28 protein-coding genes are annotated in these 22,668 nt (G+C 59.2%); 10 read left to right on the top strand and 18 right to left on the bottom strand.

Annotated features, from left to right (window positions below; genetic code table 11):
• The first annotated feature begins 171 nt into the window (after positions 1 to 171).
• Both AC1DSG_RS12610 and osmE read left to right on the top strand, forming a co-directional pair.
• Positions 172 to 411: a hypothetical protein gene (locus AC1DSG_RS12610; protein ID WP_477791173.1), complete on the top strand. Its 240-nt coding sequence runs from the start codon at positions 172 to 174 to the stop codon at positions 409 to 411.
• 13 nt (positions 412 to 424) lie between these two features.
• Positions 425 to 769, top strand: a complete 345-nt coding sequence (osmE, locus tag AC1DSG_RS12605; protein WP_477791172.1) for an osmotically-inducible lipoprotein OsmE — start codon at positions 425 to 427, stop codon at positions 767 to 769.
• An 85-nt stretch (positions 770 to 854) separates the two neighbouring features.
• Here the strand turns inward: osmE and AC1DSG_RS12600 are convergent, their stop codons facing one another.
• Complete coding sequence (locus tag AC1DSG_RS12600; protein ID WP_477791171.1) at positions 855 to 1,052, bottom strand: SPOR domain-containing protein; 198 nt, start codon at positions 1,050 to 1,052, stop codon at positions 855 to 857.
• A 210-nt stretch (positions 1,053 to 1,262) separates the two neighbouring features.
• Here AC1DSG_RS12600 and AC1DSG_RS12595 point away from each other — a divergent pair, with 210 nt between their 5' ends.
• The gene (locus AC1DSG_RS12595) at positions 1,263 to 1,625 is read left to right on the top strand and encodes an NUDIX hydrolase (protein ID WP_477791170.1); all 363 of its coding nucleotides are present in this window, start codon (positions 1,263 to 1,265) and stop codon (positions 1,623 to 1,625) included.
• Between the two features lie 39 nt (positions 1,626 to 1,664).
• Here AC1DSG_RS12595 and AC1DSG_RS12590 read toward each other — a convergent pair whose 3' ends face one another.
• The 8 genes from AC1DSG_RS12590 to AC1DSG_RS12555 form a co-directional block, all read right to left on the bottom strand.
• Positions 1,665 to 2,438, bottom strand: coding sequence for a 1,6-dihydroxycyclohexa-2,4-diene-1-carboxylate dehydrogenase (locus AC1DSG_RS12590; protein WP_477791169.1), 774 nt, complete (start codon positions 2,436 to 2,438; stop codon positions 1,665 to 1,667).
• A gap of 7 nt (positions 2,439 to 2,445) precedes the next feature.
• On the bottom strand, positions 2,446 to 3,459 hold the full coding sequence (gene benC, locus AC1DSG_RS12585) for a benzoate 1,2-dioxygenase electron transfer component BenC (RefSeq protein ID WP_477791168.1): 1,014 nt from the start codon (positions 3,457 to 3,459) through the stop codon (positions 2,446 to 2,448).
• A 10-nt stretch (positions 3,460 to 3,469) separates the two neighbouring features.
• Positions 3,470 to 3,958, bottom strand: a complete 489-nt coding sequence (gene benB, locus AC1DSG_RS12580; RefSeq protein WP_477791167.1) for a benzoate 1,2-dioxygenase small subunit — start codon at positions 3,956 to 3,958, stop codon at positions 3,470 to 3,472.
• Positions 3,955 to 5,319, bottom strand: coding sequence for a benzoate 1,2-dioxygenase large subunit (gene benA, locus AC1DSG_RS12575; protein ID WP_477791166.1), 1,365 nt, complete (start codon positions 5,317 to 5,319; stop codon positions 3,955 to 3,957). Before benA ends, benB begins: the two co-directional genes overlap by 4 nt.
• A gap of 279 nt (positions 5,320 to 5,598) precedes the next feature.
• On the bottom strand, positions 5,599 to 6,552 hold the full coding sequence (locus tag AC1DSG_RS12570) for an AraC family transcriptional regulator (protein ID WP_477791165.1): 954 nt from the start codon (positions 6,550 to 6,552) through the stop codon (positions 5,599 to 5,601).
• 219 nt (positions 6,553 to 6,771) lie between these two features.
• Positions 6,772 to 7,701 (bottom strand): catechol 1,2-dioxygenase, encoded by a 930-nt coding sequence (gene catA, locus AC1DSG_RS12565; protein ID WP_477791164.1) that lies wholly within the window; start codon positions 7,699 to 7,701, stop codon positions 6,772 to 6,774.
• Between the two features lie 55 nt (positions 7,702 to 7,756).
• A complete protein-coding gene (gene catC, locus AC1DSG_RS12560; protein WP_077430274.1) occupies positions 7,757 to 8,047 on the bottom strand; it encodes a muconolactone Delta-isomerase in 291 nt (96 codons plus the stop codon).
• Positions 8,048 to 8,056: 9 nt separating this feature from the next.
• Positions 8,057 to 9,205, bottom strand: a complete 1,149-nt coding sequence (locus AC1DSG_RS12555; RefSeq protein WP_477791163.1) for a muconate cycloisomerase family protein — start codon at positions 9,203 to 9,205, stop codon at positions 8,057 to 8,059.
• 127 nt (positions 9,206 to 9,332) lie between these two features.
• Here AC1DSG_RS12555 and AC1DSG_RS12550 point away from each other — a divergent pair, with 127 nt between their 5' ends.
• Entirely contained in the window at positions 9,333 to 10,223 is an 891-nt protein-coding gene (locus tag AC1DSG_RS12550) for a LysR family transcriptional regulator (protein ID WP_477791162.1), read from the top strand.
• On the opposite strand, the gene AC1DSG_RS12545 is transcribed toward AC1DSG_RS12550, so the two are convergent.
• Positions 10,220 to 11,119: a polysaccharide deacetylase family protein gene (locus AC1DSG_RS12545; protein ID WP_477791161.1), complete on the bottom strand. Its 900-nt coding sequence runs from the start codon at positions 11,117 to 11,119 to the stop codon at positions 10,220 to 10,222. The genes AC1DSG_RS12550 and AC1DSG_RS12545 overlap by 4 nt on opposite strands.
• A 145-nt stretch (positions 11,120 to 11,264) precedes the next feature.
• A complete protein-coding gene (locus AC1DSG_RS12540) occupies positions 11,265 to 12,212 on the bottom strand; it encodes an ABC transporter substrate-binding protein (protein ID WP_477791160.1) in 948 nt (315 codons plus the stop codon).
• A gap of 269 nt (positions 12,213 to 12,481) precedes the next feature.
• Here AC1DSG_RS12540 and AC1DSG_RS12535 point away from each other — a divergent pair, with 269 nt between their 5' ends.
• Complete coding sequence (locus AC1DSG_RS12535; RefSeq protein WP_477791159.1) at positions 12,482 to 13,162, top strand: SOS response-associated peptidase; 681 nt, start codon at positions 12,482 to 12,484, stop codon at positions 13,160 to 13,162.
• A gap of 150 nt (positions 13,163 to 13,312) precedes the next feature.
• On the opposite strand, the gene AC1DSG_RS12530 is transcribed toward AC1DSG_RS12535, so the two are convergent.
• Genes AC1DSG_RS12530 through AC1DSG_RS12520 form a run of 3 tightly spaced genes read right to left on the bottom strand, consistent with a single transcriptional unit; the run spans position 13,313 to position 14,537 of the window.
• On the bottom strand, positions 13,313 to 13,465 hold the full coding sequence (locus AC1DSG_RS12530) for a hypothetical protein (RefSeq protein ID WP_477791158.1): 153 nt from the start codon (positions 13,463 to 13,465) through the stop codon (positions 13,313 to 13,315).
• Positions 13,466 to 13,524: 59 nt separating this feature from the next.
• Complete coding sequence (locus AC1DSG_RS12525) at positions 13,525 to 13,836, bottom strand: AzlD domain-containing protein (RefSeq protein ID WP_162830874.1); 312 nt, start codon at positions 13,834 to 13,836, stop codon at positions 13,525 to 13,527.
• Entirely contained in the window at positions 13,836 to 14,537 is a 702-nt protein-coding gene (locus AC1DSG_RS12520; RefSeq protein ID WP_477791157.1) for an AzlC family ABC transporter permease, read from the bottom strand. The genes AC1DSG_RS12525 and AC1DSG_RS12520 overlap by 1 nt, the downstream gene beginning before the upstream one ends.
• Positions 14,538 to 14,718: 181 nt before the next feature.
• Here AC1DSG_RS12520 and AC1DSG_RS12515 point away from each other — a divergent pair, with 181 nt between their 5' ends.
• Both AC1DSG_RS12515 and AC1DSG_RS12510 read left to right on the top strand, forming a co-directional pair.
• Positions 14,719 to 15,093: a DUF2784 domain-containing protein gene (locus tag AC1DSG_RS12515; protein WP_477791156.1), complete on the top strand. Its 375-nt coding sequence runs from the start codon at positions 14,719 to 14,721 to the stop codon at positions 15,091 to 15,093.
• Positions 15,094 to 15,116: 23 nt separating this feature from the next.
• Positions 15,117 to 16,034 carry a LysR family transcriptional regulator gene (locus AC1DSG_RS12510; RefSeq protein ID WP_477791155.1) on the top strand — a complete coding sequence of 306 codons (918 nt, stop codon included), beginning with the start codon at positions 15,117 to 15,119 and terminating at the stop codon, positions 16,032 to 16,034.
• Between the two features lie 2 nt (positions 16,035 to 16,036).
• On the opposite strand, the gene AC1DSG_RS12505 is transcribed toward AC1DSG_RS12510, so the two are convergent.
• Positions 16,037 to 17,485, bottom strand: a complete 1,449-nt coding sequence (locus tag AC1DSG_RS12505) for a GGDEF domain-containing protein (RefSeq protein ID WP_477791154.1) — start codon at positions 17,483 to 17,485, stop codon at positions 16,037 to 16,039.
• A 255-nt stretch (positions 17,486 to 17,740) separates the two neighbouring features.
• A complete protein-coding gene (locus AC1DSG_RS12500) occupies positions 17,741 to 18,268 on the bottom strand; it encodes a DUF3087 family protein (RefSeq protein ID WP_477791153.1) in 528 nt (175 codons plus the stop codon).
• Between the two features lie 216 nt (positions 18,269 to 18,484).
• On the opposite strand from AC1DSG_RS12500, the gene ppnN reads away from it, so the two are divergent.
• Entirely contained in the window at positions 18,485 to 19,858 is a 1,374-nt protein-coding gene (gene ppnN, locus AC1DSG_RS12495) for a nucleotide 5'-monophosphate nucleosidase PpnN (RefSeq protein ID WP_477791152.1), read from the top strand.
• Between the two features lie 80 nt (positions 19,859 to 19,938).
• On the opposite strand, the gene AC1DSG_RS12490 is transcribed toward ppnN, so the two are convergent.
• Positions 19,939 to 21,000: an alpha/beta fold hydrolase gene (locus AC1DSG_RS12490; protein WP_477791151.1), complete on the bottom strand. Its 1,062-nt coding sequence runs from the start codon at positions 20,998 to 21,000 to the stop codon at positions 19,939 to 19,941.
• Between the two features lie 54 nt (positions 21,001 to 21,054).
• A complete protein-coding gene (locus tag AC1DSG_RS12485; RefSeq protein WP_477791150.1) occupies positions 21,055 to 21,306 on the bottom strand; it encodes a DUF2790 domain-containing protein in 252 nt (83 codons plus the stop codon).
• 213 nt (positions 21,307 to 21,519) lie between these two features.
• On the opposite strand from AC1DSG_RS12485, the gene AC1DSG_RS12480 reads away from it, so the two are divergent.
• Both AC1DSG_RS12480 and AC1DSG_RS12475 read left to right on the top strand, forming a co-directional pair.
• Complete coding sequence (locus tag AC1DSG_RS12480) at positions 21,520 to 22,275, top strand: response regulator (protein ID WP_477791149.1); 756 nt, start codon at positions 21,520 to 21,522, stop codon at positions 22,273 to 22,275.
• Positions 22,276 to 22,400: 125 nt separating this feature from the next.
• Positions 22,401 to 22,625 (top strand): hypothetical protein, encoded by a 225-nt coding sequence (locus AC1DSG_RS12475; RefSeq protein WP_477791148.1) that lies wholly within the window; start codon positions 22,401 to 22,403, stop codon positions 22,623 to 22,625.
• The last annotated feature ends 43 nt before the right edge of the window (positions 22,626 to 22,668 follow it).

The raw sequence follows: 22,668 nt of genomic DNA, 5'->3' as shown, positions 1-22,668 counted from the left end.
GCCTCGCCCTGATGACATTCATTGACCTTCGTACGACATCGGGCGGTGTCACTCGCACTCATTTTCCCGACCAATGGAAGCACCTTCTATCGCTCAGGGATCAGATGAACAAAGGTTGTGTCATACCAAAGGGAACTACTATTTCCTTGCGAGAAACTGCAGGAGGTCGTCATGTGGCTTAACGAAGATGAAAACGAACTTCGCCGCGACCTGCAAAGCGTTGCGTCGGATTTGAGATGGTCGGCAGTCGAATTGATGCGCATTTCAGAGCAGCTACGCCAGGCAGGCAATGATGTAGATGCACAAGCCGTGCTCAGGTTGTGCGAGTTGTTTCAGGGCGATGAAGGGCGACTGGCAGGCTATGCCGAAGAAGTGAAAGCCAAGGTGATCAGTCGAACGAAAGCTCACTAACGGGAGCGCGGCGATGAACAAATCTCTGTTCACGCTAGTGGTCGTACTGGCGGCGGGTGGCTGCAGCACCGAGGAACACATTTACGGTGCCCAGCCGCTGGTTGCCAGGGTCGAGAAAGGGATGAACAAGGACCAGGTGCAGCAGATCGGTGGTAAGCCTGTCTCGATAACGGACCGCACGGTGGAACCTGGCACTTGTTTCGACTACGTGTTGACGCAGGCAGGCCAGCATCAGACGTACAACATCAGTTTCGATGGCAACGGCAAAGTCGATCACAAAAGCTTCATGACCTGCATGGAGTGGAATCGGATGCAAGAAAGGGACAAGGAACCCGCCCACTCTGGAGGAGGCTACTGACCGTCCTGGACCCGCTAGCCGTACACACGCTTATTGCAGGTTTCCAAATAAGAAGCCCCGGCAACCCGGGGCTTCAAACGTTGTGTCATGTTGATTTCTGGCCTGACGAGCGGGCCGCCCTGGCTCGATAGGCGGGAAGCGATGCGGCGAACGCCAGTGCTTCCTCTCTGCTGCTAAAATCCCCCAACCGATCACCTTGGGTACACACCCGCCAGGGGCCATTGTTTACGCTGAGTACGTCATAACCGTTCATGTGCATCTTGTTCAACATCGGAACGCTCATAGTCACCTCCTGTTTGGCAGTGAAGTCGACGATTGACCTGACCACCTTACACCCCGGCTTTGCCCAAGTGCCGACCAGACGTCGCGTCAGTATTCCAGCACTCAATTGCACTTTTCGCCGGGCACATTGCTCTAACCGTTGAACCAGAGGCCACGGCCCAAATATTGCATTTTGAAGTTTTTTTCATGGCATTCGTCAGTTAGGTAACAAATGAAAGTACGTGCAACGGTCATTTGCGAACTGGACCGACATGTTCTCCTGGTGCGTAAACCCAGGTGTCGCTGGAGCTTGCCCGGCGGAAAAGTCGAGATGGGTGAAACCACCGCCGGCGCGGCGCGGCGTGAGCTTCAGGAAGAAACGGGTCTTGGCGCCGACAGCCTGCTGTACCTCATGGAACTGGAATCGGGCGGCACCCGCCACCATGTCTACGAAGCGTGGGCACCGAACCTTTATCTGGCACGACCATTCAATGAAATCGTCGACTGCATCTGGCATCCTCTGGAGACCGTCGACAACCTGAGCACGAGCGACGCCACGCGCCAGATAGTCAAAGCGTTTCTGCGTCGCCTGTAAGCTGTCTCTGCATAAACCAGTGGGTTGCTCCAGTGAGCGTCAGCCCTGATCACCGCCGCCGACCGGCATGATCATGCCAGTGATGTACGACGCTTCGTCGCTGGCCAGAAACAGAATAGCGCCGGCCTGCTCATCCAGCGTGCCATAGCGCTTCATCAAACTGCTGTCGAGCGTCTGCTCGACGATCTGCTGATACCAGACCTTTTCTTCAACGCTTTGCTCGGCATCGTTGCGTGCAATCACCCGAGGCGGCGCCTCGGTGCCGCCGGGCGCTGTCGCATTGACCCGGACTCCGCGGCCGGCGGTTTCAAAGGCCAGGCAGGCTGTCAGGGCATTCACCCCCCCCTTAGCCGCGCCATAGGGCACACGATTGATACTGCGCGTGGCAATAGACGAGACATTGACGATGGCGCCACTCCCCTGCTCCAGCATGATCGGCAGCGCCGCATGACAACACCACAACGTCGGGAACAGCGAACGGCGGACCTCGGCTTCGATCTGTTCCTCTGCATAGTGCTCGAACGGCTTGGTCCAGATTGTGCCGCCAACATTGTTGATCAAGACGTCGAGGCGACCGAAACGCTCGACGGCGGCGCGCATGACCCGGCTGCAATCGCTGTACTGCTCAAGATCAGCGGTCAGGGCCAGCACCTGGTTGTTCTGCCCCAATTGTTGCTGCAACTCAAACACATGCTCGGAGCGGTCGACCAGAATCAACCGAGCACCTTCAGCGGCCATGCGTTCGGCCACCCGCCGCCCGATGCCTTGCGCCGCTCCGGTAATCAGCGCGACTTTTTCGTGGAATCTGTTCATGGAGACCTCAAGCCGCGCTGGCGGCAAATTTCTCGTAGTAAAAATTCGCAGGCTTGACGCCTTGCTCGCGAATGAACTGACTGACTGCCTCGACCATCGGCGGCGGGCCGCACAGGTAGACGTCGACATCGCCTTCATTCAAGTGCCGGGGCTCGATGTGCTGAGTCACGTAGCCCTTGAGCGGATGCTGACTGTCGGGGCTGGCCACGCAGGCACTGAAGCTGAAATTCGGGATGCGTGCGGCGAAGGCTTCTAGCCGATCAAGCTCCACCAGATCAAAATCGTTGGTCACGCCGTAGATCAAATGCAGCGGATGTTCGCTGCCCTGCTCGGCGATTTTTTCCAGCATTGCCGTGAACGGTGCCAGTCCCGTGCCACCAGCCAGTAGCAACAACGGACGGCGAATGTCGCGCAGATAAAAGCTGCCCAACGGACCGGCCAGGTTCATGCGGTCGCCCGCCTTGGCCATGCTGGTGAGGAAACTGCTCATCAGGCCGCCAGGCACGTTGCGAATCAGGAAGCTGACCTCGCCGTCACGCTGCAACGAGCTAAACGAATAGGCGCGGGTCTGCTCACTGCCCGGAACCCCGAGGTTGACGTATTGCCCCGGCAGGAACGCCAGGGTGTTCAGCGCCTCGCCCTTGATCGACAGCGCGATGGTGCTGTCGGACAGTTGCCGCACAGCACTGATTGTCGCGTCGTAACTCGCCTGGCGTGTACGGCAAACGTCGGAGGACGCCGGCACTCGCACCACGCAATCACTCTGGGCGCGCATCTGACAGGTCAGGACAAACCCCTGCTCGGCTTCTTCGGCGCTGAGCGCGTCTTCGATGTACTCCTCGCCCAAGTCATAACGACCGGCCTCGGCAAAACATTTGCAGGTGCCGCACGCGCCGTCGCGGCAATCCAGCGGAATGTTGATGCCCTGGCGGTACGCCGCATCGGCCACGGTTTCGCCGGCATTGGCGTCGATGAACCGGGTGACACCGTCTTCAAAATTGAATGCAATGGAATGCGTCATGACGGCCGCCTCACAAGTGGTAGACATCAATGACCTGGCGAACGTAATCGTTCTTCAGGATCACTTTCTTGGCCTTGATCAGCGGGTTGTCGCCGCGCACATCGAGGGTGTAGAAGCTGCTGCCGAAATAGCTGTCGACGGTCTTGTAGCGAAAGCTCAGGGTGTGCCAGTTGAAGCGCACCTTGCACAGGCCGTCCGCCTGCTCGAGCAACTCGATGTTGCTGAGGTTGTGCGAAGTCCGGGTGTCCGGAATGCTCGCGCTGGAGCGCTCAGTCTTGATACGGAAGATGCGGTCTTCCAGGCCCGTGCGGTTGCCGTACCAGATCAGCGAGATCTCGCGCTGGGGGTCTTCGGTCAACTCATCGTTGTCGTCCCAGGATGGCATCCAGAAGGACGCATCGGCGGCGTACAGTTCCAGCCAGTCGTCCCATTGCTTGTCGTCGAGGTAGCGTGCTTCGCGGTACAGAAAATCGCGTACGGCCTCATAGGTGATGGTCATTGCACGGCCTCCACCGCAATCAATTCGTACTGCTCGGCGGCCAGAGCCTTGAGCATCGTCTGTTGCCAATACTTGTGTTGCAACACAAACAGGCCTTCGTCCTCGGTGCGCACGCCGCTGAGCAGCGGATGCAGGTCGATCTCTTTGGCCGCCTCATCAGCGCCTTCGATCCAGTGCTCGGCACCCCGGGACATGTCATTCCAGGTGGTGACGCTGCCCTGATAGCTGGTCTGGCACGAGCGAAACTCTTCCAGATCGTCCGGGGTGGCCATGCCGCTGACGTTGAARAARTCYTCGTACTGGCGRATSCGGCKGGAMCGGGCGTGGTCGCTTTCGCCTTTGGGGGCGATGCAGTAAATGGTGATTTCCGTGCGGTTGACCGAGATCGGCCGGGCGATGCGGATCTGCGAGCTGAACTGATCCATCAGGTACACATTCGGGTACAGGCACAGGTTGCGCGAGTTCTCGATCATCCAGTCGGCGCGGGCCTGGCCAAAGTCTCGGGCCAATTCATCGCGACGCTCATACAGCGGACGGTCTTCGGGGTTGGACCAACGCGTCCAGAGCAACATGTGGCCCTTGTCGAAGGAATAGAAACCACCGCCCTGCTTGGCCCAGGTGCCAGCGCTCATGGTCGGATTGCTGTCGCCGGCCTCACGCTGTTTGCGCTGGTTTTGCGTCGCCGCGTAGTTCCAGTGCACCGAACTGACGTGGTAACCGTCGGCACCGTTTTCGGCGGTGAGTTTCCAGTTGCCTTCGTAGATGTAGCTCGAAGACCCGCGCAACACTTCCAGGCCATCGGCGGACTGGTCGACGATCATGTCGATGATTTTCGCCGACTCGCCGAGGTGCTCAACCAAAGGCACCACATCGGCCTTGAGGCTGCCGAACAGGAAGCCGCGATAGGACTCGAAGCGAGCGACTTTAGTCAGGTCGTGGGAGCCTTCGCAGTTGAAGCTCGCCGGATAGCCGGCCGCTGCGGGATCCTTGACCTTGAGCAGTTTGCCGGAGTTGTTGAAGGTCCAGCCGTGGAACGGGCAGGTGTAGGAGCTTTTGTTGCCGGTCTTGTGTCGGCACAGCGTCGCGCCGCGATGGCTGCAGGCATTGAGGAAGGCATTGAGCACACCCTCCTTGTTGCGCGCGATGAAGATCGACTGGCGCCCCATGGTGGTGGTGTAGAAATCGTTGACGTTGGGGATCTGGCTTTCGTGGGCCAGGTACAGCCAGTTGCCTTCGAAGATGTGTTGCATCTCCAGATCGAACAACCGTGGGTCGGTGAACATCTCGCGCTTGCAGCGGTAGATGCCGGTTTCTTTGTCATCTTCAAGCAGGGAGTGAAGGTATTCGGGTCGCAGGGACATGGCCGCCGCCTCCATTGTTTTTATTCAGGCAGGGCCATGCTAGGACGGAGGGATGAGGCGGACTATCCGCTGGGTGCAGACCTGTATCCGTTTACTGCAACAGTCAGGCGCGAGGCTGCGTGTAGCAGCTGTCGAGCCTGCGAGGCTGCGTTCGAGTGCGAAGCGCTCGCAAAAGGGTTCACTCGGTATTGCAGGCGAACCGCATTATTCCTTGGCGAGTCCTGCACCCTCGAACGCAGCCTCGCAGGCTCGACAGCTGCTACAGGGTTGGGTGGCGGGTCAGTGCCGGCGTTTGAGGGTGTCGGAAGGCAATTCGCCGAACTGTTTGCGGTAGTTGTCGGAGAAGCGTCCCAAGTGCAGGAAGCCATAATCCATGGCCACTTCCGTGACGTTGCGCACGTTGCACGTCGGGTCGCTCAAGCACAGGTTGATGCGCTCGAGCTTTTTCTGCCGGATGTAGTGTTGCGGTGAGGTTCCCGCGTTGCGTTCGAACAACCCGTACAGCGAACGCAGACTCATCTGCGCCTGCCGTGCCAGCTCTTCGCTGTCGATATCGTGCTTGAGGTTGCGTGCAATGTAATCGGCAATCACCTCGAACGTGGGCGACCCAAGGCTGCTGCGGATAACGTTGGTTTTCATCAGGCTGAGCATCTTGCTGACGATGATCTGCGCGTAGTGTTCCTGCACGCGGGGGATCTGCTCGGTGGCTTCGGCTTCCTGGCAAATCATCGCCAGCAAGCTGACGAAGCCTTCCAGCTCATCGAGCTGGTAACGGTTCTCCAAAAACCGCACGCCCTGCCCCGGATAGCGCCAGCGCTGTTCATCGCACACGGACTCAAACAGCCGAGTAGGGACTTTGAGGATGAATTTTTCGCAATCGTCGGAATAGGTCAGATCGACCGGTTCATCGGGGTTGATCAGCAGCAACTCACCCGGCGCGAAGTAATGCTCCTGACCCCGCCCACGCGCCAGGCAGTTGCCCCGCAGCAGCACTTGCAGGTGATAGATACTGTCGAGCGCGCCCGACGTCACGCGCACGCTGGCGCCGTAGCTGATGCGGCACAAGTCCAGACTGGCGAATTTGCGGTGATCTAGGCTGGCCAGGGGTCGACCGACCTTGGGCATCAGGATGCAATGGTTGCCGACATGCTGATTGACGTAACCCGATACCGCATAAGGGTCGGCATGGTCGAATACTCTGCTGCGCTGACTCAACAGTTGCGCGTGCATCATCGGGTCACTCTCATTGTTGTTATCGGCGGTGTCAGTTCCATTCTAGAACAGTGCGTATAACGTTGTGTCAGCAGACCAAGTACTGTCGGTCGGTTAACCGAAACCCCTTGTGGGAGCGAGCCTGCTCGCGAAGGGGGAGTCAGCTTCAACATCGACGTTGACTGACACTCCGCTTTCGCGAGCAGGCTCGCTCCCACAGGGATAGTTCGTTTCGCGCTATCAATCCTCCAGCGCACGAACCCGTTCGTGACGTTGCTGTTCTTCAGGTTGCGCGGTGGACTGCAAGGTGAAATCAAATTCGATTTCGGCAAACCGGCCGCTGACACCATACGCCGCTGCGCGTTGTTGATCGTCGCTGAAGGTGATCTTGGCGATCAACTCATCACGGGTGGCGTAGGCGAAATCGTCGTGCAGGTATTTTTCGCCATCGAGGTTGATCTGGGTGGTCAGGTGACGATGATCCGGCGCCGAGATAAAGAAGTGAACGTGCGCCGGACGCTGGCCATGACGGCCCAGTTGATCGAGCAGTTGCTGGGTCGGACCGTCCGGTGGGCAGCCATAACCCGACGGCACGATGCTGCGGAAACGATAGCGACCTTCAGCATCGGTCACGATCCGGCGACGCAGGTTGAATTCCGATTGCGTGGTATCGAAGTACGAGTAAGTACCGCCGGTGTTGGCGTGCCACACGTCTACCACGGCACCGGCCAGCGGTTCGCCGGCGGTGTTGAATACGCGACCTTGCATGAACAGCGTCACACCCGGATCGAGGCCATCATCGAGACGCGCTTCGCCTTCGGACATCGGCGCACCGGCCACGTACAGCGGGCCTTCGATGGTGCGTGGCGTGCCGCCGGATTTGCCGGCCTGCTCGTCTTCCGCATCCATCAGCAGGTCGAGGTAATGCTCCAGACCCAGCCCGGCGACGATCAGCCCAGCCTCCTGACGCGCGCCCAGTACGTTGAGGTAGTTAACGGCTTTCCAGAACTCTTCCGGGGTCACGGCGAGGTCTTCGATGATGTTTACCGAATCACGCAGGATGCGGTAGATCAGGGCCTTGGCCCGCGGATTGCCGACATCGTTGTGCAGGCCGCTGGCCTCTTCGAGAAACTTCTGGACTTCGGCAGTGTGGGAAATCTTGACGTTCATTTTGTTGGGTTCCTCATCTTGTAATTATTTGCGTAGCGAACTGAACAGGCTGGGTTCAGCGGTCATCCTCGCGGATGGAAGACGGATGCCGGCACATTGCGTCGATCTCGATCGCCATGTACGGAAACAGCGGCAATTGCATCAGCAGGTCGTGCAATTCTTGAACGCTGTCGACATCAAATACGCTGTAGTTGGCATAGTGCCCGGCGATGCGCCACAGGTGGCGCCACTTGCCTTGTTCCTGCAGGCGTTGGGCCAGGGCTTTTTCATCAGCCTTGAGTTTGGCCGCAGCTTCCGGATTCATGTCGACCGGTAGATTCACGGTCATTTTTACGTGGAATAGCATGATCTCTCCTCAGGCTTGATGAACGGAAGTGGATGTTTTGTCGCGACGGAAAAACGCCAGGCGTTCTTCGTCCAGGGTCAGGCCCAGGCCCGGTGTTTGCGGGACATGCAACTCGAAATCGCGATAAACCAGCGGCTCGCTGAGAATGTCTTCGGTCAGCAGCAAGGGACCGAACAGTTCGGTGTCCCAGGCCAGTTTATTCAGGGTGATAAAAGCATGGGCCGAGGCCATGGTGCCGAGGCCACCTTCCAGCATGGTGCCGCCGTACAGGGCGATGCCGGCTGCTTCGGCAATCGCGGCAGTTCGCAACACGGCACGTGGGCCGCCGTTCTTGGCAATCTTCAAGGCAAACACCGACGCAGCGCCTTCGCGCGCCAGATTGAAGGCGTCTTCCACGCATTCGATGGACTCGTCGGCCATGATTGGCGCCGGGCTCATCGCATTCAGACGTGCCATACCTGCCCGGTTGTTGCGCGAGATCGGCTGTTCAATCAGATCGATGCCGTTGGTGCCGAGGATCCGGCAAGCGCGCAACGCGACCGCTTCGTCCCAGGCCTGATTGACATCAACCCGCACGCTGGCGCGGTCGCCCAGGGCTTTTTTGATCGCAATGACGTGGGCCAGGTCGCGGTTGACTTCACCGGCACCGATTTTCAGCTTGAAGATCCGATGGCGGCGCAGCTCGAGCATTTTTTCCGCTTCGGCGATGTCTTTGTCGGTGTCGCCGCTGGCCAGGGTCCAGGCCACCGGCAAGGCATCACGGACACGCCCGCCCAGCAACTCGCTGACCGGCAGGCCGAGGCGCTTGCCCTGGGCGTCGAGCAGCGCGGTTTCGATCCCGGATTTGGCAAAGGTATTGCCGCGAATGCTGCGTTCCAGGCGCAACATGGCGGCATTCACGTTGCCGCTGTCCTGGCCGATCAGCAGGGGCGCAAAGTGTGTGTCGATGTTGGTCTTGATGCTGTCCGGACTTTCGTTGCCATAGGCCAGGCCACCGATGGTGGTGGATTCACCGATCCCTTCGATGCCATCGGCGCAGCGCACACGGATGATCACCAGGGTCTGGTTCTGCATGGTGTGCATCGCCAGCTTGTGCGGGCGGATGGTCGGCAGATCGACGATGATCGTCTCGATCGATTCAATGGCTGTTGCACGCATGTCGATACCCGTCAGGTTCTTAAAGTTCTGGAACCGATTCTCGTACGGCTTTTTTTGCGATGCCAATATAGAATTGGTCTGACTTGATACCTTTAAGGTATGCAAACGACTGACGTCCGGAGGCCCCATGGAACTGCGTCACCTGCGGTATTTTCAGGTGTTGGCTCAAACCCTGAATTTCACCCGCGCCGCCGAGCTGCTGCACATCGCCCAACCGCCCCTGAGTCGGCAGATTCAGCAACTGGAAGACGAACTCGGGGTCYTGCTGCTGGAGCGTGGCCGGCCGCTGAAGCTGACGGAGGCCGGGCGGTTTTTCCATGAACACTCCACCGCCCTGCTCGAACAACTGAACAAGGTCTGCGACAACACGCGGCGGATCGGTTTAGGGGAAAAGACTTGGCTGGGCATCGGCTTCGCGCCTTCGACCCTGTACGGAGTGCTGCCGGAGCTGATCCGCCGTCTGCGCAGCGGCGAGCCGCTGGAGCTTGAGTTGGGGCTGTCGGAAATGACCACGCTGCAACAAGTGCAAGCACTCAAGGCCGGGCGAATCGATATCGGCTTCGGGCGAATTCGCATCGACGACCCGGCGATCATTCAAACGGTGCTCACCGAAGACCGGCTGGTCGCCGCCCTGCCCGCCGGCCATCCCTTGCTGGCCGGGCCGATCAGCCTGCGCGAACTGGCGAAGGAGCCCTTTGTGCTGTACCCCGGCAATCCGCGCCCCAGCTATGCCGACCATGTCATTGCGCTGTTCGAGTCCTATGGCGTGAGCATCCAAGTGGCGCAATGGACCAACGAATTGCAAACAGCCATCGGCCTGGTGGGGGCCGGTATCGGTGTCACGCTGGTGCCGGCCTCGGTGCAGCTGCTGCACCGCGACGACATTGGCTTTACTCCATTGCTGGAAGACAACGCCACCTCGCCGATCATTCTCAGTCGGCGGGTGGGCGATGTCTCGCCGGGGTTGAATCATTGTTTGAGGGTGATCGAAGAGCTGCAACCGCAGGCGAGGTTTTAATGGGAGTTTTTGTCCCAGAACCAGTTCCAGAATCCCGGCAGTTCCACTGGCTGTGAACTGTCCTTGACGGTGCGCGCCATCGCCGCGCGCAGCACCGCATCGTGATCGTCGTAAAACGGTTTTTGCGCCAGTGGCACGCCGCTGGCCTTGGCGCTGTCGATGAGGATTTGCAGATACTCCCGGGTGTGCCGGGCGGTGTAGCGATTGAGGTCGTGGAAGGTCACCACCACCGGAATCACCCCATCCACGGTTGGTAACTCGCCCAGCGCGATGCGCTCACGCACTTCAGATATTGAACGCAGCATATGAGACCGACGCCGGGGGCTGGCGTTGAAGCCCCAGATTTTGCCGTCATTGGCGCTCAAATCGGTCAGCAACACATGCATGCCGTGCTGCTGATAGGCGGCGAAGACGCGTTTGTCGTAGTTCCAGAATGGCGGGCGAACCAGGGTCGGCGGCGCACCGGTGATGGCCGCGATATCTGCACTGCCTTTGCTCAGCGCCTGTTCCAGCTCTTGCGGACTCAGCGAGCGGTGATTGGTGTGCCAGTGGGTGGCCGTGTGAAATCCCAGCACCTGCCCTTCTGCATGTTCGCGATGCATGAGCTCGCGCCCGATATCACTGTCGCCGGCCCGCGGCGCGCCGGTCTGCACGAAAAACACCGCTTTGATGTTCGGCTGAAGCGGGTTGTCCTTCAAGCTGTCGAGCACGGTCGCGGTGGGGTTCCAGAAGCTCGAAGCGCTGGGGCCATCGTCGTAGGTCAGCAGAAAACGAATCGGTGCGTGCGCCTGTAGACGTTGTTCCGTCTGCGGGGTCAGTTCAATGGGTGCGGCGATGCAGCCTGCCAGCCCGACGGCGATGGCGAGTGCGCAGAACGCTTTGTACAACTGTTTCATGTTTTGCCTTGGATCAGACCGTGACGGTCAACTCATCAAATGGCAAAAGTCCTTCGCCCGTTCATCCTTCGCCGGCCCGCCAGTTTCGCGGGCCGAGGTTGGATCAGGGTACACAGTGTTTGGTTCCGCCGCCCACCCTCCTCGCTTACTGCGCCAGGGCTTGCTGGAACGAATGGTCGATGATCGGTGCGGTTGCCAGCTCCGTCGGCAGTGCCTTGACCTTGAACAGGAAGTCCGCCGTGCTCTGCAAATCCGTCGCCGCTTGCTGATCCACCGGGCCGACGGTCATGTGCGCCTGACGCAACCAATGGCGCGACACGTTCTGATCGAGATTGGCTTTCTTCGCCCACAGGTCCGCGTATTCGTCGGTATGACTGTCGACCCAGGCCCGGGCTTTTTTCAGGCGCACCAGGAAATCGGCGATGGCTTCGCGCTTGCTGTCGATGGCCGGTGTCGAGGCGGCGATGGCGCTAAGGCCGGGCATCAGGTTTTTAGCGGTGAGAATCGGACGCGCACCGGAGAACAGAATTTGCTGGGAAATGTACGGTTCCCACACTGGGAACGCATCGATGCTGCCTTGAGGAAATGCCGCTGCGGCATCAATGGGCATCAGTTTGATGAAGTCGACGTAGTTTTCCGGCAAGTCGGCCTTCTCCAGTGCGCGCAGGGTCAACTGCTGACTCCAGGCGCCGGGCCAGTACGCGACTTTCTTGCCCTTGAGATCGGCGATGCTGTGGACCGGTGAGTCCTTGGGCACGAGCAAGGCAATGGTGTCCGGATTCTGCCGCGACACACCGATCAGCTTCACCGGCGCCTGTTTGGCCGCCAGGAACAGAAAGCCGGAATCCCCGAGAAACCCCACATCCAGTGCGCCGGTGTTCAGCGCTTCGGCCAGTGGCGCAGCGGCCTGGAAGTGCTTCCAGTCGACGGTATAAGACGCGCCTTCCAACGCGCCCGACGCCTCCACCGATGCGCGCACGTTGTAGTAATTCTGGTCGCCGACATGCAGGACCACGGGTTCGGCAGCGTAGGTGATCGGGGCGGTAAACAGTGCACTGGTCAACAGACCGCGCACAAATCGAGACAGGTTCATCGGAGGCTCCAGGGACGTCATTTGAATAGACCCTAACGCTCTTACAGGCACATTCATAAATTCTATTTGTGCATAAGCTCATGACCGGGAACAACCCGTGTTGGCCCAACAACAGTGACTCGACAGTCTGCTGGCTCCAACACATTTTCCAGCACGTTTATCCATGCAAAATCCCGGAGAAACCGGCTATTCAAGGGCATGTCCCTGACCCGTGATCCGAAGACTAAGCTGAACATTCCCGTCACTGCTTTCTACCGCAGGGTCAGCCGATGTGTGGACGACTGTCGCAGTACCGTGGCATCCACGATTTTGTCGCCGTGCTGAGCATCCCCGACGCAATGATCAATCACGTCGGGGACGAGCCCCTGGCCCGCTACAACGCGGCGCCCACCACCCAACTCGCCCTGTTGCACCTTGAGCCTGACGGGTTGCACGCCGATCCAGTGCGCTGGGGCTGGCGCCCGCACTGGGCGAAAGATCGCGCTGCGCCGATCAATGCGCGGGTTGAAAAAGTCGCTCATGGCCCGTTCTTCCGGGCGATCTGGCCACACCGGGCGATTATGCCGATCGACAACTGGTTTGAATGGGTCGATGCCGGCGATTCGACGCGTCAGCCCTGGCTGATTCGTCGACGGGACGGCGCCCCGAGTTACTGCGCAGCCATCGGCCAGTTTCCCGGTGCAAGCAACGAGCCGCGCAGCGACGACGGCTTCGTCATCATCACGGCGGACAGCGCAGGCGGCATGCTCGACATTCATGATCGGCGACCGGTGGTTTTATCCGCGGAACTGGCACGCGAATGGCTCGACCCGGCCACCCCAAAAGAGCGCGCCGAACAGATAGTGCTTTTACAGGGTGAAACCAGCGAAATATTCGAGTGGTACAGGGTCGACAAAGCCGTTGGTAATGTCAGGAACCAAGGTAGCGCATTGATAAATAAGCTTATTTGACGCAGACATTGTGGACCGCATCGGCTGATTTCACGACTGCTACGCAGCCGGACGCAGGCTTCGCCAGCTGCTACCGGTCACGTTACGGCTTGACAAGCACCCAAAGAAAAGCCCCGCTTGATAGCGGGGCTCTTCGTATACGTGGGTTGGTCAGGGCTTCAACGGACGCTCTTCATCGCGGTCAGACAGCTCTCGGCTGTCGTCATGTTTCCAGTCCTGCCGCGAACGTTCCTGACGCCTGATCTCTTCCTCCGTGGGTTCATCCTCATCTTCAAAATCCGGACGTTTGGGGTCGTTGGCCATGCGCACCTCTCTTCCTGTGAAGGGACCTATTAAGCGTAGAACAAATTCCGGCACTCGATTCAGAGCCACCAACGCAGCAAGAAGAAAAACCCCATGCTCAGCAGCATGCTGAGCAAGGTATTGCGGGTGTAAAGCACCAGCCCCACCGCCACCAGCGAACTGATCAGGTAGGGGTTGTCCCACTGCAAGTTCAGCTGTTTGTCGGGCATGAACACAATCGGCCCGCAGATCGCGGTCAACATGCCCGGCACGGCGAAACCGAGGAATTGCCGGGCATTGCTGCTCAGGCGTACCGGCAACCGGGGTTCAAGAAACACGTAGCGGTTGAGGAACACCAGCACGCCCATTCCGATAATCACCGCCCATACCATCATGCTGCGCGCTCCCTGTAGAGTTTGTTGCAGATAAAGCCTGCAGTCATGCCCGCCAACCCGGACAGCACCAGCGCCGAGCCCCATTGCCAGTAACTGAACAACACCGAACAGAACAACGACACCGCCACACACACCACGGTGGGCACATTGCGCACCACCGGCGTGATCAAGGCGATGAAGGTGGCGGCGATGGAGAAGTCCAGGCCCAAATGCTCAAGCCCCGGAATGCTGCTGCCCAACACAATGCCTGCCAGGGTGAACAGGTTCCAGGCGATGTAAAACGTCAGCCCGACCCCTAGCGCGTACCAGCGATTGAATTGCTGTTTGTCGTGCTGACTGGTCAGGGCAAACAGCTCGTCGGTGAGCAAAAAGCCCAGCCCTACCCGCCAACGCCCCGGCAACGGCGAAATCACCGAACGCATGCTCATGCCATAAAGCAAATGCTGTGACGTCAACAACATGGTGGTCAGCAAAATCGAAAAGATCCCGGCACCGCCCTTGAGCATGCCGATGGCGACCAACTGCGCGGCGCCAGCAAACACGATGCTCGACAGCCCCTGCCCTTGCAGCGGCGTGAGGTTCGCCTCGATGGCCATGGACCCGGCCAGCAAGCCCCATGGCGCGGTGGCCAGGGACAGCGGCATGATCGCCGCAGCACCACGCAGAAAAGCACTGCGCGGCATGAGTAAATTCGACATAACGCCCTACAACCAATGAAAGACCCGAGACTTTGCCAGCAGTCGCGGGGATTATCGAGCCCGATACAACGGCCGGATGCACCCCGAGTTCGCTGATTTTCGCTGAACACCTGAAACCATAGAGCCGTCGCCGACGCCCGAGTACCATGGAGCGATTCGCATAACCGATCAGGGAGGCGACATGCTTTACCGGATCGCCGCCGACGGGCTGGTGCTGTTTCATCTGTTGTTCATTCTGTTCGTCCTGTTCGGCGGGCTGCTGGTGCTCAAATGGCGACCGCTGATCTGGGCGCATCTGCCCACCGCCGTGTGGGGAGTGATGGTTGAAGTCTTGCACCTGTACTGCCCGCTGACCCAGTGGGAAAACCTCATGCGTCAGTCAGCCGGGCAAAACGGCTACGGTGGCGGCTTTATCGAACACTACGTCTGGCCGGTCATTTACCCGGCCGGCCTGACGCCGGCGATTCAACTGGCGCTGGGCAGCGTGGTGCTCGCTATCAACGTGCTGGTCTATCTTCAGCTGATCAGGCTGTGGAAATTGCGTCGGACCACCTGAAACAAACCCCAAGGATTGAGTCCATGCTGTCGATTGAAGATCTGAGTCTGCTCCAGGCGATCCGCGAGACCGGCAGCCTGTCGCGGGCCGCCGCGCACTTGGGCAAGGCGCCGTCGACCGTGTCCTACGCCGCGCGGCACCTGGAGGAACGCTTCGACGCGCTGCTCTTCGACCGCCGTCGATACCGCTTGCAGCTCACCCCGGCCGGCGAGTTGCTGGTGAACGAAGCGGCGCGGTTGATGCAGGACGTGTCCCGGCTGACCCAGCGAGTGCAGCAAGTGGCCAACGGCTGGGAAAGCCGGTTATGGATTGTCACCGACGAATTGCTCGAATTCGAAGCCTTGATTCCAGTGATCCACGAGTTCGACGCGCTGGAATCCGGCGTACCTCTGCGCATTACTCAAGAAGTGCTCAAAGGCGTCTGGGAAGCCCTGCGTGAAGGCCGCGCGGACTTGATCATCGGCGCCACCAACGAGCCGCCAGCGATTGCGACCCTGCGCTGGATGCAATTGGGGGAAATGGAGTGGGTGTTCGCGGTTTCGCCCAAACACCCGCTGGCCAAGGCCAAAGAGCCGATTTCAAGGGCCATGGTGGCGCAGCACCGGGCGATTGTCGTGGCCGACTCTTCAAGGGTCACGGAGGGCAGCACCTACGGCGTCTCTGGCGGACAACCGGTGCTCGCGGTGCCGACCATGCGCGCAAAAGTCCTGGCTCAGTGCGATGGCCTGGGTGTCGGCTGGCTACCTCGACACCGGGTAGGCTCGTTACTGAAAAACGGCAACCTGGTCGAAAAACAGATGGCCGACCCGCGCGAACCGAACATTCTGTATGCCGGCTGGCGTGGCGATCATGATGGTCGTGCATTGGGCTGGTGGCTGGAAAAACTCAAGCAATCGTACCTGTCCACCCAGCTGGTTCAGGGCATCGACCGGTTTATCTGAACTCAGTTAGCCGTGACACTCATGTTCCGCCCGCCGGCCTTGGCCACGTACAGCGCCTTGTCCGCCGCGCTGAACAGCTCCTCGGGCTGGTCCTGCGAGGCAGGATTGTAGGCGCAAACACCGATACTGACCGTCAATCTGCCCTCCGGGCTTTCGCAGTTCTCAATGCCCGCTTGCATAAGCGCGCTGCGGATGTTTTCGGCGACCAGAAAGGCGCCCGCAGCGTCCGCTCCAGGCAGCACCACCGTGAACTCTTCGCCGCCATATCGGGCGGCGAGGTCACCGGGCCGCTTGATGTTGTCCTTGATGATCGCGCTGACCCGGCGCAAACACTCATCGCCGGCCACATGACCATAGCGATCATTGAAGCGTTTGAAGTAATCGACATCGATCATCAGTATGGCGAGGTCGGTCTGCGTGCGCCGTGCGCGGCCCATTTCCGCGAGGATAAACACATCGAGCTGACGACGGTTGGACAGACCGGTCAAGGCGTCCTCAAGGGCCAGCATTTCCAGGCTGCTATTGACCTCAATGAGTTTTTCCTGGCCATCGAGCAACACACGCTGGACGTAATGTTGCTGCTTCATGACATGAATGAGGCGGTAACCGAGCCCGCCCAGAAACAGCAGCAGCGATAACACGATTCCTGCACTCAATGCCGTCGCTTTGCGCCAGCCGGCCAGGACTTCCTCCTTATCCAGCGCGGTAAAGATGATCAGCGGATACCCGTTGACCCGCCGAAACCCCACCACTCGCTCCACACCATCGACAAAGGACCTGATCGTGGCCGTACCGGAATCACCTTCGGACAACAGTTGAGTAAACAGCGGCGCGTTGGCAACCGTAGTGCCAATTTCAGCCTCGTTGAAGGGTCTGCGGACAACAATTCTGGCTTCATCGTTGACCAGGTTGATCGCCCCGTTGCGACCCATATCGATACTGTCATAAAGCTCAAGGAAATGACTGAGATAGATCGTTGCCAGCGCCACACCGGCAAATCGACCATCCGGATGATTGATCCGGCGTGACACGGTCATGATCCATTCACCGCTCGAACGACTTTTAATCGACCGACCGATATGCGGGCCGCGGTCGGGATGGTCTCGATGAAAGATGAAATACTCACGGTCGGAATTGTTCGAGTCAGGCACATCGGCGCCATTGGAGTTGGCAATCCAGCGCCCCGCTTCGTCAAAGACGAACAAGCCATGCAGTTGCTTAAGTTCGCTGCGTTCAGCGCTGAGCAAACGTTGCAACCTGGGCAGTTGTTGCGCACCGACGCCCTCGTTTTCGACACGGTCCACGAGGGCAAACAGCAGCGTATCGGCCTGTTTTATCGACGCTTGCGCTTGCGACGCGAGGGTTTGCGCCAAGTTGGACATCGCCACTTCTTTGTCATGCAAGTGGTATTGGCGAGAATTCCAGGCTTCCCAAATCGCAATCGCCGTCATCGACAGGCACACCGCCACGAGCAGAGCTACCGCGTAACGGACCTTGAGCCTCGACGCGCGCAGGCTGGTCTTCCTCGGCGCGGTAGTACCGGTGCTTTCAATGGGATCTTTAATGGACGAATGCCCCCATGACGTTCGCTGACTCGTTATGACAGGGCGACTTCTACTGTTCGCCCTTTGAATGCCGTACCAGTAACAAGATAGGCGATTTGCATGCTTCGTGAAGGGATTGTGTGAGGAATCCGCCCTGAAGTCTTACTTCGACGACTGTTTCAGCGCCTCAAGCCAGGCCGGATCCAGACGGGCTTGATAGGTGTCGATGCCCAGCGCATCCATCCGCGCCTTGTGCTGATCCATTTCGCGGATCAACTGGCTGTGGTCGCTGGAGTTAGCGTCCAGTTCGTGCATCTGGTTCAAGCCCAGGTGGTAAAAACGCAGCAGCTTCATCGCCACCGGATCTCCCGCCTCCACCCCTGCGGTGACCTGATGCATGATGTTGGTGACGCTCATCAGACTGCGCTTGAGCCGCCAGCCGTACACTGCGGCCGCCATCCACGGCTGGTTCCAGAACTTGCCGCGCATCAGCGCGACCATCAGCAGCACCGCGATAAACACACCGCCGACGTTAAACCGCAGGTTGTCGCCGCCGGGCTCACCGAACAACGCCACCGCCACGGTGGACAGCACCATGGCCAACGCTAGAAAAATCAAGGCAATAATCAGCGTACTGCGGCGCGTCTGCTGTCGATAGGCTTGGGCATTCTTCGGCTGGATTTCGAACATCGCGGCAGGGTTCCTTGGGGCATGAGCAAAAAAGATGGCCAGGCATTATCGCCTCTGCGAGGGATTTAGCTATGCTGGGGCTCCTTTTCATCTTTTCATCATCAAACGGGGGACATGGCGGTACAGCGCAGTTCGTGCCATCTTCATCCATGGATACACTCTATTCGGATGCCATTCGCGCGGCTCGGTGAGTGACATCGTTTTAAGGATCATTGAATGACCCAACGACAAGTAATCAATGCCTCGGTCAGCCCTAAAGGCAGCCTGGAAACCCTTTCTCAACGCGAAGTCCAACAACTGAGCGAAGCCGGTTCCGGCAGCACCTACGACATCTTCCGCCAATGCGCCCTGGCCATCCTCAACACCGGCGCCCATGTCGACAACGCCAAAACCATCCTTGAAGCCTACAAAGATTTTGAAATCCGCATCCACCAGCAAGATCGCGGCGTACGCCTGGAGCTGCTGAACGCCCCGGCCGACGCATTTGTTGACGGGGAAATGATCGCCAGCACCCGCGAGATGCTGTTCAGCGCCTTGCGTGACATCGTCTACACCGAAAACGAACTCGACAGCCAGCGCATCGACCTGAGTACCTCCCAAGGCATCAGCGACTACGTGTTCCACCTGCTGCGCAACGCCCGCACCCTGCGTCCCGGCGTCGAGCCGAAGATCGTGGTCTGCTGGGGCGGCCACTCGATCAACACCGAAGAATACAAATACACCAAGAAAGTCGGCCACGAATTGGGCCTGCGCAGCCTCGACATCTGCACCGGTTGCGGCCCTGGCGTGATGAAAGGCCCGATGAAAGGCGCGACCATCGCCCACGCCAAACAGCGTATCCACGGCGGTCGATACCTTGGATTGACCGAACCGGGCATCATCGCCGCCGAAGCACCCAACCCGATCGTCAATGAGCTGGTGATTCTGCCGGACATCGAAAAGCGTCTGGAAGCGTTCGTGCGCGTCGGCCACGGCATCATCATTTTCCCGGGCGGCGCGGGCACGGCCGAAGAGTTCCTGTACCTGCTCGGTATCCTGATGCACCCGGAGAACCAAGGCCTGCCCTTCCCGGTCGTCCTCACCGGGCCTAAACATGCCGCCCCGTACCTGCAACAACTGGACGCGTTCGTCGGCGCCACGCTGGGTGACGCCGCGAAGAAACATTACGAGATCATCATCGACGACCCGGCGGAAGTCGCACGGCAGATGACTCAGGGGCTTAAAGCGGTCAAACAGTTCCGCCGCGAGCGCAATGACGCGTTTCACTTCAACTGGCTGCTGAAGATCGACGAAGGCTTCCAGCGCCCGTTCGACCCGACCCACGAAAACATGGCCAACCTCAAACTGAGCCAGGCCCTGCCAGCCCACGAACTGGCCGCCAACCTGCGCCGCGCGTTCTCCGGCATTGTCGCCGGCAACGTCAAGGACAAGGGCATCCGCCTGATCGAACAGCACGGGCCTTACCAGATCCGTGGCGATGCCGCGATCATGCATCCGCTGGATGAGCTGCTCAAAGCCTTCGTCGCCCARCACCGGATGAAACTGCCGGGTGGCGCGGCGTATGTGCCGTGTTATCAGGTTGTTGCATAACCTCGACCTTACGACCACTATAAAACCCTGTGGGAGCGAGCCTGCTCCGGGCGGCTCGCTCCCACAGTCGTTAGTGTTCGTTACAGGTGATCGGCGTCAATGATCGCCTTGGCAAACGCCTGCGGGTCTTCCTGCGGCAGGTTATGGCCAATGCCGCCATTCACCAGTCGGTACTCATACTTGCCGGTAAAGCGCTTGGCGTAATCCTCCGCCGCCGGGTGCGGTGCGCCGTTGGCGTCGCCTTCCATCGTGATGGTCGGCACCGTGATCGACGGTGCCTTGGCCAGCTGTTGTTCAAGCGCCTCGTATTGCGGTTCACCTGAAACCATGCCCAACCGCCAGCGGTAGTTGAAGATCGTGATCGCAACATGGTCCGGGTTGTCCAGGGCGGCCGCGCTGCGGTCATAGGTCGCGTCATCGAAGGCCCATTTCGGCGACRCCAGCTGCCAGATCAACTTGGCGAAGTCATGACGGTTTTTTTCGTAGCCGGCCTGGCCGCGCTCGGTCGCGAAATAGAACTGATACCACCACTGCAACTCGGCCTTGGGCGGTAACGGGTTCTTGCCCGCGGCCTGGTTACCGATCAGGTAACCACTCACCGACACCAACGCCTTGACCCGCTCCGGCCACAGCGCCGAGACGATGTCCGCCGAACGCGCGCCCCAGTCATAGCCGCCGAGCACGGCCTGTTTGATCTTCAGCGCATCCATTAAATCGATGACGTCACTGGCCAGCGCGGCGGGTTGGCCGTTGCGCAGGGTCTTGTCAGACAGGAAATGCGTGTCGCCGTAACCCCGCGCATAGGGGATCAACACCCGATAACCCTTGGCCGCCAACAGCGGCGCCACTTCACTATAACTGTGAATGTCGTAGGGCCAGCCGTGCAGAAGAATCACCACAGGACCGTCGGCCGGGCCGACCTCGGCGTAAGCCACATCCAGCAAGCCGGCCTTGACGTGCTTCAGCGGACCGAACGGGGTGTACGAATCCGCACTGGCCACCACCGGTTCTGTGGTCGTGGTGGCGGCTTGCGCAGTGGCAGCGCCGAGGGCACCGAAYTGCATCAGCGCGAAAGCGAGCATCGTCGGCGCCATGAAGCGGCGGCTTGATGCGGTTTTACGGCTCAACACATTCATCTTCATGGTGATATCCCTACAAGTCAGTTGGCTGGGGTTTTCAACGACGTAGTGGATGGATCAACCGCCCTGATTGGCGCATTCGCCGACCTTGCTGTAATCCAGCACTTTGTGCGTGCCGCTGGAATCCAGGTAGTTCAGGCGAGCATTGACAATGCCGCAACCGCTGCCGGAATCTTCGATGGAAATCACTTGCTTGATATCCAGATGAGCGCCGTGAGCAGACGTGGTTTGAACATCCGCATGGGCGGAAAACGCGGCAACGTTCAGGACGGCGAAGAAGCTGGCGGCAATGAGTGTGTTCCAGTTCATGGTGAATACCTCGGGGTTGTGATGGGCGGTGGGTATGAGGCAAGTCGTCTTGTCTCGATGGAAGCCATTTAATCGCCCGCAGGTATCTGCCATGTGTCGTCAAAACCGCGTTATTAAGGCGTAAGGTGTCAAACAGGACGCCTGATACAGTGCGATACAAATCCCCGAACCGGCCCGCAATGCACACCGCGCGAAAAACAAGAGGGTTGAGCAATGGAGCATGTGAATCACATCCTGATCGTCGATGACGACCGCGAGATCCGCGAGCTGGTGGGCAATTACCTGAAGAAAAATGGCCTGCGCACCACCGTGGTTGCCGACGGCCGGCAGATGCGCCATTTTCTGGAAACCAATCAGGTGGACCTGATCGTGCTGGACCTCATGATGCCCGGCGATGACGGCCTGGTGCTGTGCCGTGAATTACGCGCAGGCAAACACAAAGCCACACCGATCCTGATGCTCACCGCCCGCAACGACGAAACCGATCGTATCCTCGGCCTGGAAATGGGCGCTGACGATTACCTGACCAAACCCTTCGCCGCCCGCGAGTTGCTGGCGCGGATCAACGCCGTGTTGCGACGCACGCGGATGCTGCCGCCGAACCTGCTGATCTCCGAAACGGGCCGACTGCTCGGCTTCGGACGCTGGCGCCTCGACACCACGGCGCGCCACTTGCTGGATGAAGACGGCACGATGGTCGCCCTCAGTGGCGCGGAATACCGCTTGCTGCGCGTCTTCCTCGATCACCCGCAACGGGTGCTCAGCCGCGACCAATTGCTCAACCTGACCCAAGGCCGCGATTCCGACCTGTTCGACCGCTCCATCGATTTGCTGGTGAGCCGTTTGCGCCAACGCTTGCTGGACGACTCACGCGAGCCGACCTACATCAAGACCGTGCGCAGCGAGGGCTATGTGTTCTCTTACCCGGTGGAATTGCTCGGCGCAGAATCGGGATCTACGCCAAAATGAAAATCCCCTGTGGGAGCGACAAGGATCAACGCGCTCGATAACGACTATGCCCAAGGGTGTTTTTTCATCACCACGTTCCAGTACTACTGTGGCGACATCTTCTCCCCACGCTCTGGAGCAACATCATGAAAAGCCTCATCGGTCTTGGTTTCGCCCTGTCGGTTCTTGGCGCTACATCCGCAATCGCTGCGCCGCACGCCACCTCCCAGGTTGTCGCTGCCGTTAAAGTCAGCCAACCGGCCACACTGAACATGAACACCGTCGGTAGCGATCACAAAGACAGTCAGCCGAGCACACTTTACGTCGCTGAAAACCGCCCTGAATTCGGCTCGAAGTATCAACGCTATTGATCAACGGCTTTGCACCGCTTGAACAAGAAACCCCGGGTAGATC

Source organism: Pseudomonas sp. P5_A12 (genome assembly GCF_056400685.1).
This window is presented reverse-complemented; position numbering and strand designations above follow the sequence as displayed.

Coding starts and splice junctions, on each gene's coding strand:
- AC1DSG_RS12530 (WP_477791158.1), bottom strand. CDS start 13,465: ATGGCCAACGACCCCAAACGTCCGGATTTTGAAGATGAGGATGAACCC.
- AC1DSG_RS12510 (WP_477791155.1), top strand. CDS start 15,117: ATGCTGTCGATTGAAGATCTGAGTCTGCTCCAGGCGATCCGCGAGACC.
- AC1DSG_RS12475 (WP_477791148.1), top strand. CDS start 22,401: ATGAAAAGCCTCATCGGTCTTGGTTTCGCCCTGTCGGTTCTTGGCGCT.
- AC1DSG_RS12595 (WP_477791170.1), top strand. CDS start 1,263: ATGAAAGTACGTGCAACGGTCATTTGCGAACTGGACCGACATGTTCTC.
- benB (WP_477791167.1), bottom strand. CDS start 3,958: ATGACCATCACCTATGAGGCCGTACGCGATTTTCTGTACCGCGAAGCA.
- osmE (WP_477791172.1), top strand. CDS start 425: ATGAACAAATCTCTGTTCACGCTAGTGGTCGTACTGGCGGCGGGTGGC.
- AC1DSG_RS12485 (WP_477791150.1), bottom strand. CDS start 21,306: ATGAACTGGAACACACTCATTGCCGCCAGCTTCTTCGCCGTCCTGAAC.
- AC1DSG_RS12535 (WP_477791159.1), top strand. CDS start 12,482: ATGTGTGGACGACTGTCGCAGTACCGTGGCATCCACGATTTTGTCGCC.
- AC1DSG_RS12540 (WP_477791160.1), bottom strand. CDS start 12,212: ATGAACCTGTCTCGATTTGTGCGCGGTCTGTTGACCAGTGCACTGTTT.
- AC1DSG_RS12545 (WP_477791161.1), bottom strand. CDS start 11,119: ATGAAACAGTTGTACAAAGCGTTCTGCGCACTCGCCATCGCCGTCGGG.
- benC (WP_477791168.1), bottom strand. CDS start 3,459: ATGACGCATTCCATTGCATTCAATTTTGAAGACGGTGTCACCCGGTTC.
- AC1DSG_RS12480 (WP_477791149.1), top strand. CDS start 21,520: ATGGAGCATGTGAATCACATCCTGATCGTCGATGACGACCGCGAGATC.
- AC1DSG_RS12505 (WP_477791154.1), bottom strand. CDS start 17,485: ATGACGGCGATTGCGATTTGGGAAGCCTGGAATTCTCGCCAATACCAC.
- AC1DSG_RS12570 (WP_477791165.1), bottom strand. CDS start 6,552: ATGATGCACGCGCAACTGTTGAGTCAGCGCAGCAGAGTATTCGACCAT.
- AC1DSG_RS12590 (WP_477791169.1), bottom strand. CDS start 2,438: ATGAACAGATTCCACGAAAAAGTCGCGCTGATTACCGGAGCGGCGCAA.
- AC1DSG_RS12500 (WP_477791153.1), bottom strand. CDS start 18,268: ATGTTCGAAATCCAGCCGAAGAATGCCCAAGCCTATCGACAGCAGACG.
- AC1DSG_RS12600 (WP_477791171.1), bottom strand. CDS start 1,052: ATGAGCGTTCCGATGTTGAACAAGATGCACATGAACGGTTATGACGTA.
- catC (WP_077430274.1), bottom strand. CDS start 8,047: ATGCTATTCCACGTAAAAATGACCGTGAATCTACCGGTCGACATGAAT.
- AC1DSG_RS12555 (WP_477791163.1), bottom strand. CDS start 9,205: ATGCGTGCAACAGCCATTGAATCGATCGAGACGATCATCGTCGATCTG.
- catA (WP_477791164.1), bottom strand. CDS start 7,701: ATGAACGTCAAGATTTCCCACACTGCCGAAGTCCAGAAGTTTCTCGAA.
- AC1DSG_RS12515 (WP_477791156.1), top strand. CDS start 14,719: ATGCTTTACCGGATCGCCGCCGACGGGCTGGTGCTGTTTCATCTGTTG.
- AC1DSG_RS12520 (WP_477791157.1), bottom strand. CDS start 14,537: ATGTCGAATTTACTCATGCCGCGCAGTGCTTTTCTGCGTGGTGCTGCG.
- AC1DSG_RS12610 (WP_477791173.1), top strand. CDS start 172: ATGTGGCTTAACGAAGATGAAAACGAACTTCGCCGCGACCTGCAAAGC.
- AC1DSG_RS12525 (WP_162830874.1), bottom strand. CDS start 13,836: ATGGTATGGGCGGTGATTATCGGAATGGGCGTGCTGGTGTTCCTCAAC.